Here is a 14,479-nt window from a genome sequence, read left to right as displayed (position 1 = left end):
GCGCACGAGATCGCCACGCGGCACGAGGCCGGCCGAGCCGATACCGAAGAGCTGCGCCAGGCAATTGTCCACTACCGCACACTCGTGGCCGACCTCCTAGGCGGAGACCCGGTCGCACCCCCGCCCATCCCCACCCCCAACCGCCCCAAGGAAGAACGGAGGAGCCGACATGGTTCATGACGCAGACCTTCGGCCAGGGCGCACCACTCCAGGCGTCGAGCCGGAGGACCGCCGGATCGAAGACCTGTCACCGTCCACTGAGGACGGCCAGCAGCACCAGCCTGCACTCGACGACCTCGCCGACACCACCCCCGACGAGTTCGTCACGCCCACCGAGTCCGCCGACACCACAGCGGATTCGCAAGCCCAGACCGAGGCCTCGGCCGACCCGCAAGCAGCACCCGACGATGCCACGGAAGCAGCCGATGACTCGCCGGTCGCCGACGCAACCGCCGACCCCGCGGACGACACGGCGTCTGAGACGGCCGCGACGCCCGAGGCTGCGACCACCGACACCGACCCCGGCAATGCGACGACGAGCGACAACACCACACTGACCGACACCACCACCATCACCGACTCGGATGCGCGCGCCGACGCCGACGCCGACGCGTTTGCCGCCAACGCCGAAGCCGAGCCGGAAGCCGACGTTGCCGCCGACCCGGACACAGCCGCCGCCGACGGCACGGCGGCCGATTCGGACAGCGTGACTGAGGCCGACATCCTCCCGGCGAGCGTCGAAAGCGAGCCCGCCTCAGCCGACCCGCAGCCCGATGCCGTCGCCGAACCGGGCACCGAGTCAGCCGACTCCGTGCCCGCCACGACTGATGCTGAACCCGACGCAAACTCGGCGCCAACCGACTCCGCGCCTGCCGCCGATGCTGAAGCCAATTCCGATCCCGACGCCGTTGCCGACGGCGAGGGCGCCCCAGGTGACACCGATGCCGAAGCCGAGGCGGTCGTGGATACAGAGTCTGGTGACACGGCTACCGAGGCGCTTGCCGACACCGAAGGCGCGGCCGCGCAAGCCGAGTCCGGTGAGACCAATGCCGACGCGGCGCAGTTGGATGAGGCGGTTGCCGAGGCTGACGCCGCGTCGGGCGATGTTGATCCGGATGCCGGTGGCGCCGAGGCCGAAGGTGTTGCGGGAGAAGCGGTTGCCGGTGAGGAGAGTGCTCCGGCGGCTGAGGCCGGCGACGAGTCGTTGGCCGATGCGGGCGCGGATGCCGGGCCGGGCGAGCCGGAAGCGGTAGCGGCGGGGGAGCCTGTGGTGGCTTCGGCGATGGTCGGCGGGGCGGCGACGACTGAGGCGGCTCCGCTGGCGCTGTGGGCTGCGGGCGCTGTGGACGAGTTGCGGCGGCGCTGGGACTCGGTGCAGCTGCGGTTCGTCGACGATCCGAGCGCGGTGGCGGCCGATGCCAAGGCACTGGTCGCCGAGACGATCGGGTCGTTGCAGGCCGCTCTCACGCAACGGCTGGGTGAGCTGGACGCGCTCGCGGCCGAGACAACGGACACCGAGGAACTCCGGCAGCGCGTTTCCCGGTACCGGAAAATGTTTGAATCTTTAATCTCCTGAAGGGTTGTGGCCGGCTTCGTCGGTGCCGAAGCCGGCCCGCTCCGATCGTTGCTCGACGCCTTCGAGCTCTTGGAACAGCGTGATGTGCAGGCCGGCCGGGGTGTCGAGGCGGGCGTTGAGGGAGCGCCACGGCGTCTCGGTCGGCGGGGCGACGAGAGTGGCGCCGGCGTCCACAAGCGACTGTGTGGCGGCTGACGTGTCCGAGACTTCGAAAGCGACCCGGAATTTCGGCGCTACCTGGCGGCCGACTTCGACCTGGTCGATCATTTGCTTTTGAGCGGGGTTGGCGATCTCCAGGGTGGCGCGGCCGGCGGCGAGGATGCAGACGCGGGCGTTGCCCTCGGATTCGAAGGCCAGTTCTTCGGTGAGGCCGAGGACGTCGCGGTAGAAGCGGACGGCTTCGTCGTAGTCCGAAGCTTCGACGACAAGGCGGAGCTGTACGACTTTGTTGGTCATGAGGCCAACGTTATTATGCGGCGGTGGTTCGCAGCAGCGGCAGCCCCTCGGTCATCGTCGACCCGGTGGCCCGACATAATCTCGCCGATGAGCTGACGGCTCGGATACTGCGGCATATTGAAGACGAGAAACTTGGGCCGGGGGATCGGTTGCCGTCGACGCGTGCGCTGTCGGCAAGGTTTGCCGTGGCGACACCGACGTTGCGCGAGGCCTTGCGCAGGCTGGAGGCGACCGGTGCGATCGAGATCCGGCACGGGTCGGGTTGCTATGTGCGGGGGGATCTTGCCCGGCTGATTCTGTCCAATCCCAACCAGGCGCCGCTCGCCGCGGCCACGCTCATCGATCTGCTCGCGGCGCGGGAGCTGATCGAGCCCCCGCTGGCCGAGGCCGCGACCCGCCAGGCGACCGAGGCCGAGATGGACGAGTTGGCGTTGTGTCTGGAGCGGGCCGATCGCGAGCTGGCCGAGGATGCCCGGCTGCACGTGGCCAACATGGACTTTCACCGGGCGATCGGGCGGTTCTCCGGCAACGCCATCCTCGCCCAGGTTATCGCTTCGCTTTTGGACATCTACGGGCGTGAGCAGCTGACGGTCATGCACCTGTACGACGACCGGGAGTCGGACTTGCGCGCCCACCAAGGGATTTTGGCAGCCATGCGGGCGCGCAAGCCCGTGCGGGCGAGCCAGCTGATGCGTGATCACCTGCGGGATGTGCGTGAGGTGATCAGCGCCGCGCTGGCTAGCTCACCCCGTTGAGGTCGACCGTGATGAAGCGTGGGCGATAGGACGTCACGTCGGAGTAGAGGTCGGCGAGTGTCCCGCTGTTGACGTTGTAGGAGATCGTGAGCCGGCCGGGACTGCCGGCCGTGATGAACTCGGGGTGCGAGTGGGAGTTGTAAGACCACAGCCCCGGGGAGGGTTCGGTCTCGGGCGTGTCGTAGAGGAACGTCTTCGCGACGAACGGGCCGGTCGGGCTGCACGAGAAGTACGCGACGATGTCGTCGCTGAGGTTGCCGCCGTTTTCGGAGGCAACCGTCGTGTCGTGGGTGATTAAAACCCACAGGTTTTGTGTACCGATGCGGTGCACGCTGAACTCGTTGCTGACCCCGTAGGTGGTCGTGCCGAGTGGGAGCCGGATCGCCGAACTCTCGCCGAGCACCCAGTCCAGGCCATTCCAGTAGCGCCAGGTGTTCGTCAGGCTCGTGCCGCTGACCCGTGCGACCTTCGCGTACTTGGCCAGACCCTGGTCCTCGGTGCCATAGATATAGGTGTAGCCGCCGTGCTGCTGAACCCAGGAGCCCCACTGCACGCCGCTGCCCGACGGCAGTGAGGTGACACTGGTGGCGTGGCTCAGGTTGGACACGGCGAACCGGGCCAGCTTGTTGGACACCCACGCGAAGTCGAACGGGTCGTTGGTGTCCCCGTCGCCGTTGGTGTCCTGGATGCGCCACTCGTGCAACGGCAGGTGCATTTCCGTGCCCGAGATGGTGCCCTGCCCGACCCAATACCAATGGCCGGGAGTCGGATGTGGGACGACGCCCGAGGTCGAGGCGTACGGGCCGTCGTAGTACGTGTTGGTGATCGCGAACCCGTACTCGCGCACGAACGAGTTGCGGATGAACGGCGCGGTGGTGGGCCTGCTCCCGTCCGCGTTCGTCGGCCCGAGGAACGTGTCGGAGAACAGCCACAGCCGCCCCGCATTGTTGGGCAAGGTCACCGAGTACGTGCTGTCGGCTCCCGTCCAGCCGGTCGTGGTCGAGTTGCCGTACGAGTTGAACAGGTTGTTCAGATAGCTGTTGGGCGTCACGCTGCCGAGCGTCGGGGCGTTGACACCCGCGCAGACCAGCGCGCCCTGCGCCGCCTGCGCCGGCACGATAACGGCGGCCGCGACGGTGACGGCCACGGTGAGCGTCTTCATCGACATGCGCCTCAGCGTCACCCGTATGGGGCCGTTTGTCATTGCCGGATCGCGCCAACCGGCTTGCCCAATCGGGACGGCTTTCGCTGTAGATGAACTAGTGATCTAATCAATTGCATGTCGTGGACTGCCCGGCTCAACGACGCCGTCCCCAAGCTGCTGCTCGGCGGCGTATCGGTCGACGTGTACGAGTGGGCCCAGTGGACCGACACGGTCGCCAACCCGCCGCACCGGCACACATATTTCGAGATCTGCCGGGTCGAGGGCGGGCGCGGCGAATTCGTCGTGTCCGGGCGCAGGCACGCCATCGGCGCCGGCGACTTGCTGTTCGCCCGGCCCGGGGTGCGCCACCAGATCCTCAGCCCCGACCCGCCGGGGATACAGCTTGTGTGGGTCGCCTTCGACATGACTCCCGCTGCGGCGGTTTCGCCCCTGCTGCAAGGGTTTCTGGCCGCGCAGACCCCGGTCGTGCGCGACGACGGCAGCACGGGTGCGATCTGGCGCGCGCTGCGGGCCGTCGCCGACCGGCCAACGCTACCGGGGCAGCACGCCCAGCTGGCCTCGCTCGCCCAGGCGCTGCTGCTCGGGCTCGCCCGCGCCGGGCTCGACTCGCCACCCGCAGCCGTGTCGGAGACCGACGACGACGGGCACGGGCGCGCCATCCGCAACGCGACGCGGTACATCCACGACAATCTCGACCGGCCGCTGCGCGTCGAGGAGCTGGCGCGGCATGTGCACGTGTCGCCGCGCCAGCTCACCAGGCTGTTCACTGACGGGCTGGGCACGTCCCCGGCGTCCTATGTGGAGCGGGTCCGGCTCGACCGGGCGGCGGCCCTGCTGGTGCGCACGCAGCAGCCGATCAAGCACATCGCGGCCGCGCTCGGGTACCCGGACGTCGCGTCGTTCACCCGGGCGTTCGGCCGGCGGCACGGCCAGCCGCCCGGACGCTTCCGCTCGGCCCGCGATCTGTCCAAAGTGCTCACCGCGCCCGAACTCAACCCGAACGATTCGATGACGGTCAACCCTTAGGTTGCCCGCATGATTACTGCGATAGCTTTGTCGCTCGCGCTCAGCGGTGGCGCGGTCGCTCCGGCCGCCACCGTCAACTGCGCGGGCTTCACGGTCACGGGCAACCCGCGCACGACGACCGGTGCCAACTGGACCTACCACTCGACCGATGACGGCGTTCGATACGCCCTCGAAGGCGTGCTGTTCGTGCCACCGAGCGGGACCGGGCCGTGGCCCGCGGTCGTGGTCAGCCACGGCAGGGGTGGGACGCCGCGGCACTACTCGGCCAACATCGGCCGCACCATGGTCGGCTGGGGAATGGTCGTGATCGGTACCATGTACACCCACGCGCCCGACGCCGAGGACCTGGGCAACGCGCCCGACGGGCCCGACGGGGCATCCACCGCCAACGTGCAGCGGGCGCACAAGACCCGCGAGCTGCTGGCGTGCGTGCCCGCGGCGGACACCCGCCGCGTCGCGGCGCACGGGCACAGCATGGGCGCGTTCGTCACCGGCCAGGTGCTCGGCACGCACCCGTCGGACTTTCGCGCCGCCTCGCACACGGCCGGCGGCGTCAGCGACGGGCCCTACGCCACGAAGCCCGCGGCCGCCGAGCAGATCGTCACTCCATACCAGCTGCACCACGGCGACGCCGACACGGTCGTGCGGCTCGCACTCGACCAGACGCTCGACGGCATCCTGACCGCCAACGGCACGCCACACCAGCTGCACGTGTACGCGGGATACGACCACCAGCGCATCACCACCGACCCGACGATGCTCGCGCGGGTCCGCGCCTGGTATCAGACCCACGGAGTCCTATAGCCCGGGTGGCTTGCGCTCCTTGTCATCACCGAGCGCCATCTCCCGCTGCCGGGCCTCGTAAAAGGCGTGCACAGCATCCAGCACAGCCTTGTACGAGGCCCGGTCAAAAAGCGTGTCCCGGTCCCACTCGTTGGTATCCCACATGAATCCGGGTTCGCCGCCCACCGTTATGGGTTGCTGGACGAACGGGTATTCGCGGGTCTGCCCGTCCGGATGGGACACGACCGCGACACAACACGAGTCGTCATCGGTGGCCCTGACCTCGATCAGCCGCCACACGCTTCCTGGCTGTGGCTGACGATTGTCGGAGTCGCCGAGGGCGATCTTGTGTTGACAGGCCTTATAAAAGGCCTTCACGGCATCCATGACCGCCTTGAACGAGCCCCGGTCATACAGTGTGTGCTCGTCCCAGTCGGTGGCATCCCATCCAAAGGCCGGTCGCCCACCGATCGTTGTGGCGTCCCGTCTGAATAGGTATTCGCGGCACTGTCCCTCCGGCGCGGACACAACCGCGGCAAAGCACGCCTCGTCTCCCGTGGACGCGATGCTGCCCAGGCGCCACCTTATGGGTCTGCTCTCCTCGGTCATTCCTGGTACACCGCATTCCCGTTCCAGTAGCGCCGGAAATCGTCAAGATCCATCTTATAGGTCGTGCCGCCATCCGCAGGATCACGAATCATGAGCCGGCCGCCCGCGTCGAAGCCGTCGACCAGCACCATGTGCCCTAGGCGGCCGTTGCCGTCGTATAGCTCGGCCCCCCAAGGGGCAGATTGGTTCAACATCTCGATCTCGTCGTCATCGCAATTGCGATAACGCCACGGAGGGCCGAGCGCGCGAGCGAGCGGAGGAGCCGATGAGGGACTACCCAGTTCTTCGATCAGCTCCCGTTGGGGACGGCCGGACAGCATCTCGCCGACGGCTGAGACGCACGACATGTCGTCGATCTGAGCAACCACGCCGCCTTGGCGCTCGTCGATGGTCGGCCACTTGCCACCTGCGCCCATTCTGCGCCGGCGCAGCAGGCGGTCGATGGTGGTGAGCGCCTCGTCGAGGGTGGTCAGGGCGGGGGTGAGGTTGCGCAGGCTCACGACCAACCCCCGCAGCAGGCGGGCGATCCGGGCGGCCCACTTGACCACCAGCGCACTGACCTGCGCCTCGACGTATGGTGTGGCGAGCCCGAACGATCCGACCGACTCCAGGGTCCACAGTGGAATCCGCGCGATGAGCACCGACACGAGCTCACCGATCGCATCCCGCACGAGCGTGCGCACCAGCGCCACGAGCGACCCGGTCATCGCGACTATCACGGCCACGCCGTCGGCGGCCCGGCCCAGCGCGGCCAGCATGTCGCCGGTCTCGCCCGCCTGAGCCCGATAGGCATCGTGGGCCGGACCCGCCCAGTCGGGCAGCTGTTGGCGTACCGCCCTGATATAGAGGTCACCGGTGTCGGCCAGCTCGACCGACACGTTGCGCCACGTCTGCGCGTTGGCGTCGACCTGATCCGGGTCGCCGGTGATCCAGTCCAGCGCGTCGGACAGCGGCCGCACGTGCTCGACCGCGAACCCGAACCCGGCCGCGACGAGCGCACCGAACGGGTCGATCACCCACACCGCAGCCTCTGCCGCCGTGCCCGCGCCGCCCAGCCCGATGTCGATCCACGAGCCGCTGCGCACGCCATCGACGGTCATGTCGATGGTTTCGGCGATGCCCACGCCCGAGTACCACGTGGTCGTGTCCACGCGTGTGGCCAGAAGCTGGTTGCCCGGCTGGCTTCCGGTCTGCAGTCCGCCCGGCTCAGTCACGCCGTGCCGCCGTTTCGATGCGCCCGGCCGCGGCGCCGTCCACCGCCACGTATGCCGCCGCGGTCGTGCGCAGGCTGGCCGCCGACTGGTCGAGCGCCTCCGACGCGATCCGGGTCACGGACACGACCCGCTCCTGCAACGGCGAGAGCAACGAAGGCAGGAACGCGCACATCTGGCCATATGCCGCCGCGTCCAGCGAGACGTGCGTGCCCGCGTGCGCGGCCTGCGTCACCCGCTCGGACAGCCGGTCAACGGTCCGGGCATGCTGCTCGATCTGTTCCGGGACCGCGGCGACCTCGCCCCGCACGCCCGGCAGGCGTTCACTGTCCGGCATGGTCGAACCCCGCCTCGGCCATCAGGTCGCGCACATGCGCGGTCATCGCGTCGCGGGCCGCGGCCGCCGCCACGAGAACGGCCTTGGCGATCCGCGCCGCAGGCCAGTCCCGCACCCGCTGGTGCAGCGTCAGGTCGACGAGATGGCCCGCGTGGTCGACGGTCGCGACGACCAGGCCGCCCGCGACCGAGCCCGTGAACCTCGTGGTCTGCAGCTGCTTCGCGACATCGGCCGCGCGGCGGGCGCGCGCCTCCAACGTGGACTGCCAGTCCACGATCCGCTGCTCGATCGCGTCGAGGTTGTCGCCGAACAATGACCCCCACCGCCCTCCACACCCGGCCGGTCGTGTGGAGTAGCATAATCGATGAAGTGGTCAAAGACAAACACATTTACATGAAAGAATTGGGTGGTACGGTTCAGTTCTCCACCGGATTGCCCGCCACATTCGTTCCGCGCGCGTGCCAGAGCAGATGGCCTTCATTGCGCGGATGCGACGGGTCGAACCGCAGCTCCTGCGAGAAGTAGCGGATGGTGTAGCCCGCCCGCCGCCGCGGACTGCGGTTGGCCGTCGCGCCGTGAATGATGCGCGCGTCGTGCAGCGAGTATTCGCCCTCGGCCAGCTCGAAATCCACCGCCTTCGACTCATCCACGCCGCCGGACACCACCCGGTCGAAGCTGAACTCGTCGGGATCGGCGAACTCGTACTCGCCCACCTCGGCCAGGTGACTCCCGGGTAGCACGCGCATGCAGCCGTTGTCGCGGTCCACCTTGTCCAGCGCGAGCCACACGGTCACGATCCGGTCCATGCGGTCGAACCGGCCGTCCCAGAAGTAGGAGTCCTCGTGCCACGGCGTGGCCCGGCCGGTGAACGGCTCCTTCGACAGGAACGCGCTCGCGAACAGCCCGATGTCCGGCCCGATCAGCGGCTCGACCGCGTCCAGCAGCTCGTCGGCCAGCAGGAACTCCAGCAGCCGCGGATCGCGCGTGTGCGGCATGTCCAGCTCACCCGAGTCGCCCCGCGCCCCACCGGCCTGCGCCTGCGCCAGATGCTCCTCGAAGATCCCCTTCAGCCGCCCGAACTTGGCGTCATCGAACGCCTTGCGGCCCGGAAGCAGATAACCGTCGGTCAAATACTTTTCCCTCATGCCGTCCAGCCTGCTGCCATGCCGCCTTCTCGTCTTTGGGCGTCCCGGTCACCGCTTTGTCATTTCCGGCCGGCACCCCACGGGAGGGAAGGCCGGCGCGGGCTATTTGGGCGGCAGGGTGCGGGCGAAGGACACGCCGCGGGTCACCCAGCGGCGCAGGTCGGCCTGTTTGGCGCAGGCGGACGGCTCGACCGTGATCCAGCCGCGCATTGCCTTGCCCCGCATCATCATCTCGTCGGTGCCCTTCTCCGCCAGGGCGGCCTCGCGCTGCGCCTCGCCGACCCGCACCAGCAGCCCGCCGCCCTTGCCGCGCACCGCAACGGCCATGTTGCCGTTGATGAGCATCGCCAGCCCGCCGAACATGCGCTGCTCGGTCAGGCCCTTCTCCTTGCCGGCAAGCTCGCGCACCCGGTTTGCCAGCTCCTCGTCGTAAGCCATGCACGCATATTCTCACCACCCACCGACATTCTTCGGCAACTGATCACGCCGCGGTAACACCTCGGAAACAACCCCTAGACAGGTATGTGACCAACTGATCTAATCAGTTGGTCACTTTCCGGCACGGCGTGGTGGGAGGAACGAGACTTGCGGGCATTCCAACGGGTCTTGGCAAAACGGGGTTTGGTTACTTCGGGCAAAGGCACTGCCAATACTGCGCGGAAGCTGTTGTCCGCCTTGGTGATTGTGGTGTGCGGCGGTGCGCTCGCGGGCGTGGCGCCGGCATCGGCCAACGAGAGCGATCGGCGCGCGATCGGGAAGTTCAAGCCGGCTGCCGCGGGAGCGGCCCCGCTGCAAACAACGAGCGGTGCGGCGGAGTGTGGGCCGACGCCCGTGCTCAAGTCGGCGACCGTCGAGCCGGGACTGACGGGAGCGTTCGCGAACTACGCCAACACCGGTGGCGCGTGGACGGGGGGCGACAGCACCTACTCGGTGAAGCTGCCGGGCGGCCGTGTGCTGTGGCTGTTTTCCGACACGTTCCTCGGCGAGGTCAACCCCGACGGGACGAGACCCACCGGCTCACCGATCGTCAACAACACGTTCGTCGAGCAGTGGGGAAGTCGCTTCAGGACGATTCACGGTGGCACGCCTGCCGACCCGGCGGCCGTCATGCCCCCGCCCGCCGAAAGCGCTTGGTACTGGCTGGGTGCGGGCCACTACGGCGCGGGCACGCTGCAGATCGTGTTCCAGCGCTACGACCGGTTCGGGCCGGGGCAGTGGGACTGGGGCTTCACCGGCTCGGTGCTCGCCCGTTTCAGCCCGTGGACCTATCGGCTCATCGACGTCACGCCGCTGCCTTCGGCGGCCAAGGTCGCGTGGGGCAGCTGGATCCGGGAGGCCGGGCCACACACCTATATCTATGGCGTCGAGGACCTGGGGCTGGCCAAGTACATGCACGTCGCCCGCGTCGCGGGCAAGGACCTCAAAGGCCCGTGGGAGTTCTACACCGGCACCGGCTGGTCCGCCGATCAGCACGCCTCCACCCGCGTCCAGGCGAACGTGGCCAATGAGTACAGCGTGACGCGGTACAAGAACAAATGGATGCTTGTCACCCAGGACACCAGCTTCCCGTTCTCCACCGAAGTGGTCGCCTATTTCTCTTGTACCCCAACGGGTCCGTGGACCGGCCGCACCACGCTGTTCCACACCCCCGAGACGGGCGGCAACATCTTCACCTACAACGCGCACGAGCACCCCGAGCTACGCCGCGACGGCGCGCTCATCGTCACCTACAACGTGAACAGCTTCGCCTGGGAGGACCACTTCTCCGACGCGAGTATCTATCGCCCGCGCTTCATGGAAGTCAGGTTCGAATAGCCATGCTGATCCGCCACAGCCTGTCCGACGCGCTCACCGAGCGGTTGCTGGCGCTCATCCGCACCGAGGGGCTCAAGCCCGGCGACCGGCTGCCGTCGTCGCGCACGCTCGCGGCCCGCTTCGCGGTGGCGACCCCGACCGTGCGGGAGGCGTTGCGCAGGCTGCAGGCGACCGGCGCGGTCGAGTTCAAGCACGGGTCGGGTGTCTACATCAGCCAGTCGCTCGACCGCGTCGTGATGGCCAACCCGCACATGCCCACCCTTGCCACGGAACAGCTTTCGCAACTGCTGGAGGCACGGCTTCTCGTCGAGCCATACCTGGCAGCGCACGCGGCCCGGCGCAACGACGTGAACGAGCGCAAGCGCCTGCGCAGCGCGCTACGCAAGGCGGAACGAAACATCGGCAACGACGACGAGACTCTGCACGAAGCCAACATGGAGTTTCACCGGGCGGTGGCCGCCGCGAGCGGCAACACCGTCCTGCACGAGGTCATCGACTCACTGCTGTCCGTGCATGCGGGCGAGCAGCGCGAGATCCAGCGGATCTTCGACGACCGGGTGCGCGATCACGAAGAGCACAGGGCCGTCCTCGCGGCGATCGAGGCGGGCGACCCGGACCGGGCGAGCGAGTTGATGCGCCGCCATCTGGAGGACGTCCGAGATGTCGTTACCACCAAACAGATTGACGAAAGGTGAATGCGGTGCGCGTCCTCACTGCAGTGTGCGCCGCTGTCGTGCTGGCCTTGGCCGGCTGCGGCAGCGGAGGCGAAACCGGTACCGAAAAGAAAACGCATTTAAAACTTTACAACGATAAGGGTGCCTGGGCCCAATACTTCAAGTCGGTCGGCGAGTTGTCGCAAAAGGAGATCGGCCTGTCGATGGAGCCGGTCGGCTACACCGACGAGCCGACCTACGAGGCGTTCATCAAGGCGTCGTTCCGCACCAACGTCAAGCCCGACCTGTTCACCTGGACGACCGGCCAGCGCATGGCCGAGATCGTCAAGGAGGGGCACATCGCCGATACGACGGACCTGTGGAACGAGGCCATCAAGAACGGCGACCTGACCGAGAACCTCAAGCCCTATTACACCATTGACGGCAAGCAATACTGCGTGCCACTGAATATCGCCTACTGGGTGATGTTCTACAACAAGAAGGTGTTCGACGCCAACGGGTTGAGGCCGCCCACGTCGTGGGCCGAGTTCATGGCTGCCGCGGACACACTGAAGTCCAAGGGAATCACCCCGTTCTACCACACCTCGGTGCTGTTCTCTTTCGTATGGTTCCAGCAGCTGCTGGTGGGCAGCGACCCGGACCTCTATCAGCGACTGTCCGAGGGCAAGGCCAAATACACCGACCCGGGCGTGGTGAAGGTCATGGAGCTGTGGAAGTCCATGATTGACAAGGGTTACTTCACCGATCCGGGTGACAAGACCGAGCCCGCGGCCGGGCTCAAGTCGGGCAAGGTGGCCATGGGCAACTGGGGCACGTGGTTCAACACCAGCCTCACCCAGGCCGGGATGAAGCCGGGCGAGGACTACGGTATGTTCTTCATCCCCAACGAGAACCCCAAGGGTGGCAAGACGAGCCTGCTGTTCGAGAGCGGTCCACTGTGCAGTTTGGACAAGGCACCGGACCGCGAGGCGAGCATGAAGTACCTCAAGTGGTGGGTCGGCCCGGTCGCGCAGGACAAGTGGGCCAACTCGCGCGGCGACGTGTCGGGCAACCCGAAGGTGGCCATCCCCGATCCGGGTCTGCAGGCGGTCACCAAACAGGCGGGCTCCAACGATTACGCGCTCTACAACCGCTACTTCGAGGCCACGCCGGCGCCGATCCTGACGGCCGCGCTCGATGCGTTCGGCGCGTTCGTCGTCAAGCCGGCTGACTATCGCAAGCAGCTGGAGACCATCCAGAAGGCCGCCGACGACTACTGGAGCAAGAAGAAATGACTGGCACACGAAGGTGGGCGGGCGTGTCGTTCCTGTCGCCGTCGCTACTCCTGGTGGCGGTGGTGCTCTACGCGCCGTTCCTGTGGACGGTGTACCTGAGTTTCACCGATTACGACGGTTTGCGCTCGCCCACCTTCGTGGGCTTCGACAACTACATACGGTTCCTGGAGGATCCGGCGCTGGCCACGTCGGTGCGCAACACTCTGATGTGGGCGGTGGGCATCACGGTGCTGCCGGTCGCGTTTGGACTGTTGATCGCGGTGCTGTCATACGGGCTCAAGGGAGGCACGTTCTACCGGCTGCCGTTCCTGCTGCCTTACGCGCTGTCGGGGGCGGGGCTCGCGGTGATCTGGGGCTTCATCCTCCAAAGTGGCGGCGCGGCCAACGACATCCTGGGCACCGACATCTCGCTGCTGCAGGAGGCCCCGTGGAACACCCTCTCACTGATCGTGGCGATGACCTGGCAGCAGGCGGGCGTCAACGCGCTGCTGTTCCTGGTCGGGCTGCAGTCCATCCCGAAGGAGGTGGCCGAGGCGGCAAAGCTTGACGGCGCGGGCAGCTGGGGCATGTTCCGGAAGATAACCTGGCCGCTGCTCGCTCCACTGACCACGGTCGTGGTCGGACTGTCGCTTGTGGCCAGCCTCAAGACGTTTGACATCGTGTGGATCAGCACGCAGGGCGGTCCGGGGCGATCGTCGGAAACCCTGGCGGTCACCATGTATCGCGACGCGTTCGTGGCGGCCGAGTTCGGCTACGGCGCGGCGGTCGCGTTCTCGCTCACCATCGTGACCGGCCTGGTCTCGTTCATCTACATGCGGAGGCAGGTGAGGGCGGTCTCATGATTCGTCGACTGGTACTCATTGTGCTCGGGCTGATCTGGCTGGCCCCCACCTATCTGTTGCTCGCCAACGCCGCGCGCGGGCTGGACGACTACGACCCCGAACGCATCTGGGACCTGCCGGGCTCGTTCGAGCTGTTGGCCAACATGGCCGACGCGTGGGCGCGGGTCGAGCTCGGGCCGAGCATCGGCGCCACCTTCCTCTACGCGGTGGTCGCCCCGGCGGCCGCGGTCGTGATCGGCGCGATGGCGGGGTTCGGCATCAGTGTGCTTCGCGTCAAGGGCGGGTTCGGCTGGTTCATGCTGATCTTCGGGGGTACCATCTTCCCCACGCAGATGCTGCTGATCCCGCTGTTCTTCGGGTTCAGCTCGACCCAGCTGTATGACACCCGCCTCGGGCTGCTCGTCATCTACACCGCGATCAGCGTCCCGTTCGCGGCGTTCGTGATGCGCAACTTCTTCACCGGCGTGGCGCACTCGCTGTTCGAGGCCGCGCGCATGGACGGGGCCAACCTGTGGCGCGTGTTCTGGCGCATCTACCTGCCGCTGGCCCTGCCCGCGCTCGGCGCGGTGTTCATCCTTGAGTTCACGTTCATCTGGAACGACCTGCTGTTCGGGCTGACGCTGTCGCAGAGCCCGGAGGTGCGGCCCATCATGACGGCCGTGTCGTCGCTCAACTCGGCCTACGCGGGCACGCGCATGCCCGTCATCCTGGCGGCCGGCATCCTCGTGTCGCTGCCGACGGTCGCGCTTTTCCTTTTCACGCAACGCATTTTCGCCCGCGGCCTGGCGCTCGGGCAGTTCTAGGAGTTTGT

At 67.3% G+C, this 14,479-nt stretch carries 17 protein-coding genes; 9 read left to right on the top strand and 8 right to left on the bottom strand.

Features of this window, described 5'->3' with window-relative positions; translation table 11 throughout:
• Positions 1–169: 169 nt before the first annotated feature.
• Positions 170–1,576, top strand: a complete 1,407-nt coding sequence (locus tag DM816_RS45250; protein WP_117210977.1) for a hypothetical protein — start codon at positions 170–172, stop codon at positions 1,574–1,576.
• On the opposite strand, the gene DM816_RS15710 is transcribed toward DM816_RS45250, so the two are convergent.
• Entirely contained in the window at positions 1,565–2,032 is a 468-nt protein-coding gene (locus DM816_RS15710) for a VOC family protein (RefSeq protein WP_117210976.1), read from the bottom strand. The two genes, DM816_RS45250 and DM816_RS15710, sit on opposite strands and share 12 nt — an antisense overlap.
• Before the next feature lie 23 nt (positions 2,033–2,055).
• On the opposite strand from DM816_RS15710, the gene DM816_RS15705 reads away from it, so the two are divergent.
• Entirely contained in the window at positions 2,056–2,787 is a 732-nt protein-coding gene (locus DM816_RS15705) for a FadR/GntR family transcriptional regulator (protein ID WP_211588717.1), read from the top strand.
• Here the strand turns inward: DM816_RS15705 and DM816_RS15700 are convergent.
• On the bottom strand, positions 2,771–3,955 hold the full coding sequence (locus DM816_RS15700; RefSeq protein WP_117210975.1) for a glycoside hydrolase family 183 protein: 1,185 nt from the start codon (positions 3,953–3,955) through the stop codon (positions 2,771–2,773). The two genes, DM816_RS15705 and DM816_RS15700, sit on opposite strands and share 17 nt — an antisense overlap.
• Before the next feature lie 111 nt (positions 3,956–4,066).
• On the opposite strand from DM816_RS15700, the gene DM816_RS15695 reads away from it, so the two are divergent.
• Positions 4,067–4,978 (top strand): AraC family transcriptional regulator, encoded by a 912-nt coding sequence (locus DM816_RS15695; RefSeq protein WP_117210974.1) that lies wholly within the window; start codon positions 4,067–4,069, stop codon positions 4,976–4,978.
• A 9-nt stretch (positions 4,979–4,987) separates the two neighbouring features.
• Entirely contained in the window at positions 4,988–5,782 is a 795-nt protein-coding gene (locus DM816_RS15690; protein ID WP_117210973.1) for an alpha/beta hydrolase family protein, read from the top strand.
• On the opposite strand, the gene DM816_RS15685 is transcribed toward DM816_RS15690, so the two are convergent.
• The 6 genes from DM816_RS15685 to DM816_RS15660 all read right to left on the bottom strand — a co-directional run bounded on the left by DM816_RS15685 (position 5,777) and on the right by DM816_RS15660 (position 9,501).
• Positions 5,777–6,370, bottom strand: coding sequence for a hypothetical protein (locus DM816_RS15685; RefSeq protein ID WP_117210972.1), 594 nt, complete (start codon positions 6,368–6,370; stop codon positions 5,777–5,779). The genes DM816_RS15690 and DM816_RS15685 overlap by 6 nt on opposite strands.
• Positions 6,367–7,584 carry a cysteine peptidase family C39 domain-containing protein gene (locus DM816_RS15680; protein WP_117210971.1) on the bottom strand — a complete coding sequence of 406 codons (1,218 nt, stop codon included), beginning with the start codon at positions 7,582–7,584 and terminating at the stop codon, positions 6,367–6,369. The genes DM816_RS15685 and DM816_RS15680 overlap by 4 nt, the downstream gene beginning before the upstream one ends.
• Positions 7,577–7,918, bottom strand: coding sequence for a type VII secretion target (locus DM816_RS15675; RefSeq protein WP_117210970.1), 342 nt, complete (start codon positions 7,916–7,918; stop codon positions 7,577–7,579). The genes DM816_RS15680 and DM816_RS15675 overlap by 8 nt, the downstream gene beginning before the upstream one ends.
• Positions 7,905–8,231, bottom strand: coding sequence for a YbaB/EbfC family nucleoid-associated protein (locus DM816_RS15670; protein WP_117210969.1), 327 nt, complete (start codon positions 8,229–8,231; stop codon positions 7,905–7,907). The genes DM816_RS15675 and DM816_RS15670 overlap by 14 nt, the downstream gene beginning before the upstream one ends.
• 103 nt (positions 8,232–8,334) lie before the next feature.
• Positions 8,335–9,063 (bottom strand): phytanoyl-CoA dioxygenase family protein, encoded by a 729-nt coding sequence (locus DM816_RS15665; RefSeq protein ID WP_117210968.1) that lies wholly within the window; start codon positions 9,061–9,063, stop codon positions 8,335–8,337.
• Positions 9,064–9,165: 102 nt separating this feature from the next.
• Positions 9,166–9,501, bottom strand: a complete 336-nt coding sequence (locus tag DM816_RS15660) for a TfoX/Sxy family protein (protein ID WP_117210967.1) — start codon at positions 9,499–9,501, stop codon at positions 9,166–9,168.
• A gap of 240 nt (positions 9,502–9,741) precedes the next feature.
• Here DM816_RS15660 and DM816_RS15655 point away from each other — a divergent pair, with 240 nt between their 5' ends.
• Genes DM816_RS15655 through DM816_RS15635 form a run of 5 tightly spaced genes read left to right on the top strand, consistent with a single transcriptional unit; the run spans position 9,742 to position 14,471 of the window.
• The gene (locus DM816_RS15655; RefSeq protein WP_246001961.1) at positions 9,742–10,878 is read left to right on the top strand and encodes a glycoside hydrolase family 183 protein; all 1,137 of its coding nucleotides are present in this window, start codon (positions 9,742–9,744) and stop codon (positions 10,876–10,878) included.
• A gap of 2 nt (positions 10,879–10,880) precedes the next feature.
• On the top strand, positions 10,881–11,573 hold the full coding sequence (locus tag DM816_RS15650) for a FadR/GntR family transcriptional regulator (protein ID WP_117210966.1): 693 nt from the start codon (positions 10,881–10,883) through the stop codon (positions 11,571–11,573).
• Between the two features lie 5 nt (positions 11,574–11,578).
• A complete protein-coding gene (locus DM816_RS15645) occupies positions 11,579–12,826 on the top strand; it encodes an ABC transporter substrate-binding protein (RefSeq protein ID WP_246001959.1) in 1,248 nt (415 codons plus the stop codon).
• Entirely contained in the window at positions 12,823–13,668 is an 846-nt protein-coding gene (locus DM816_RS15640) for a carbohydrate ABC transporter permease (RefSeq protein ID WP_117210964.1), read from the top strand. The genes DM816_RS15645 and DM816_RS15640 overlap by 4 nt, the downstream gene beginning before the upstream one ends.
• Positions 13,665–14,471: a carbohydrate ABC transporter permease gene (locus DM816_RS15635; RefSeq protein ID WP_117210963.1), complete on the top strand. Its 807-nt coding sequence runs from the start codon at positions 13,665–13,667 to the stop codon at positions 14,469–14,471. Before DM816_RS15640 ends, DM816_RS15635 begins: the two co-directional genes overlap by 4 nt.
• Positions 14,472–14,479: the final 8 nt, after the last annotated feature.

The sequence above is a fragment of the Allorhizocola rhizosphaerae genome, from assembly GCF_003426775.1.
GTDB lineage: Bacteria > Actinomycetota > Actinomycetes > Mycobacteriales > Micromonosporaceae > Allorhizocola > Allorhizocola rhizosphaerae.
This window is presented reverse-complemented; position numbering and strand designations above follow the sequence as displayed.

What these genes read in the sequence shown, in the direction of transcription:
- DM816_RS15660 (WP_117210967.1), bottom strand. Translation starts at nt 9,501, where the DNA reads ATGGCTTACGACGAGGAGCTGGCAAACCGGGTGCGCGAGCTTGCCGGC.
- DM816_RS15665 (WP_117210968.1), bottom strand. Translation starts at nt 9,063, where the DNA reads ATGAGGGAAAAGTATTTGACCGACGGTTATCTGCTTCCGGGCCGCAAG.
- DM816_RS45250 (WP_117210977.1), top strand. Translation starts at nt 170, where the DNA reads ATGGTTCATGACGCAGACCTTCGGCCAGGGCGCACCACTCCAGGCGTC.
- DM816_RS15640 (WP_117210964.1), top strand. Translation starts at nt 12,823, where the DNA reads ATGACTGGCACACGAAGGTGGGCGGGCGTGTCGTTCCTGTCGCCGTCG.
- DM816_RS15690 (WP_117210973.1), top strand. Translation starts at nt 4,988, where the DNA reads ATGATTACTGCGATAGCTTTGTCGCTCGCGCTCAGCGGTGGCGCGGTC.
- DM816_RS15710 (WP_117210976.1), bottom strand. Translation starts at nt 2,032, where the DNA reads ATGACCAACAAAGTCGTACAGCTCCGCCTTGTCGTCGAAGCTTCGGAC.
- DM816_RS15685 (WP_117210972.1), bottom strand. Translation starts at nt 6,370, where the DNA reads ATGACCGAGGAGAGCAGACCCATAAGGTGGCGCCTGGGCAGCATCGCG.
- DM816_RS15635 (WP_117210963.1), top strand. Translation starts at nt 13,665, where the DNA reads ATGATTCGTCGACTGGTACTCATTGTGCTCGGGCTGATCTGGCTGGCC.
- DM816_RS15700 (WP_117210975.1), bottom strand. Translation starts at nt 3,955, where the DNA reads ATGTCGATGAAGACGCTCACCGTGGCCGTCACCGTCGCGGCCGCCGTT.
- DM816_RS15695 (WP_117210974.1), top strand. Translation starts at nt 4,067, where the DNA reads ATGTCGTGGACTGCCCGGCTCAACGACGCCGTCCCCAAGCTGCTGCTC.
- DM816_RS15675 (WP_117210970.1), bottom strand. Translation starts at nt 7,918, where the DNA reads ATGCCGGACAGTGAACGCCTGCCGGGCGTGCGGGGCGAGGTCGCCGCG.
- DM816_RS15650 (WP_117210966.1), top strand. Translation starts at nt 10,881, where the DNA reads ATGCTGATCCGCCACAGCCTGTCCGACGCGCTCACCGAGCGGTTGCTG.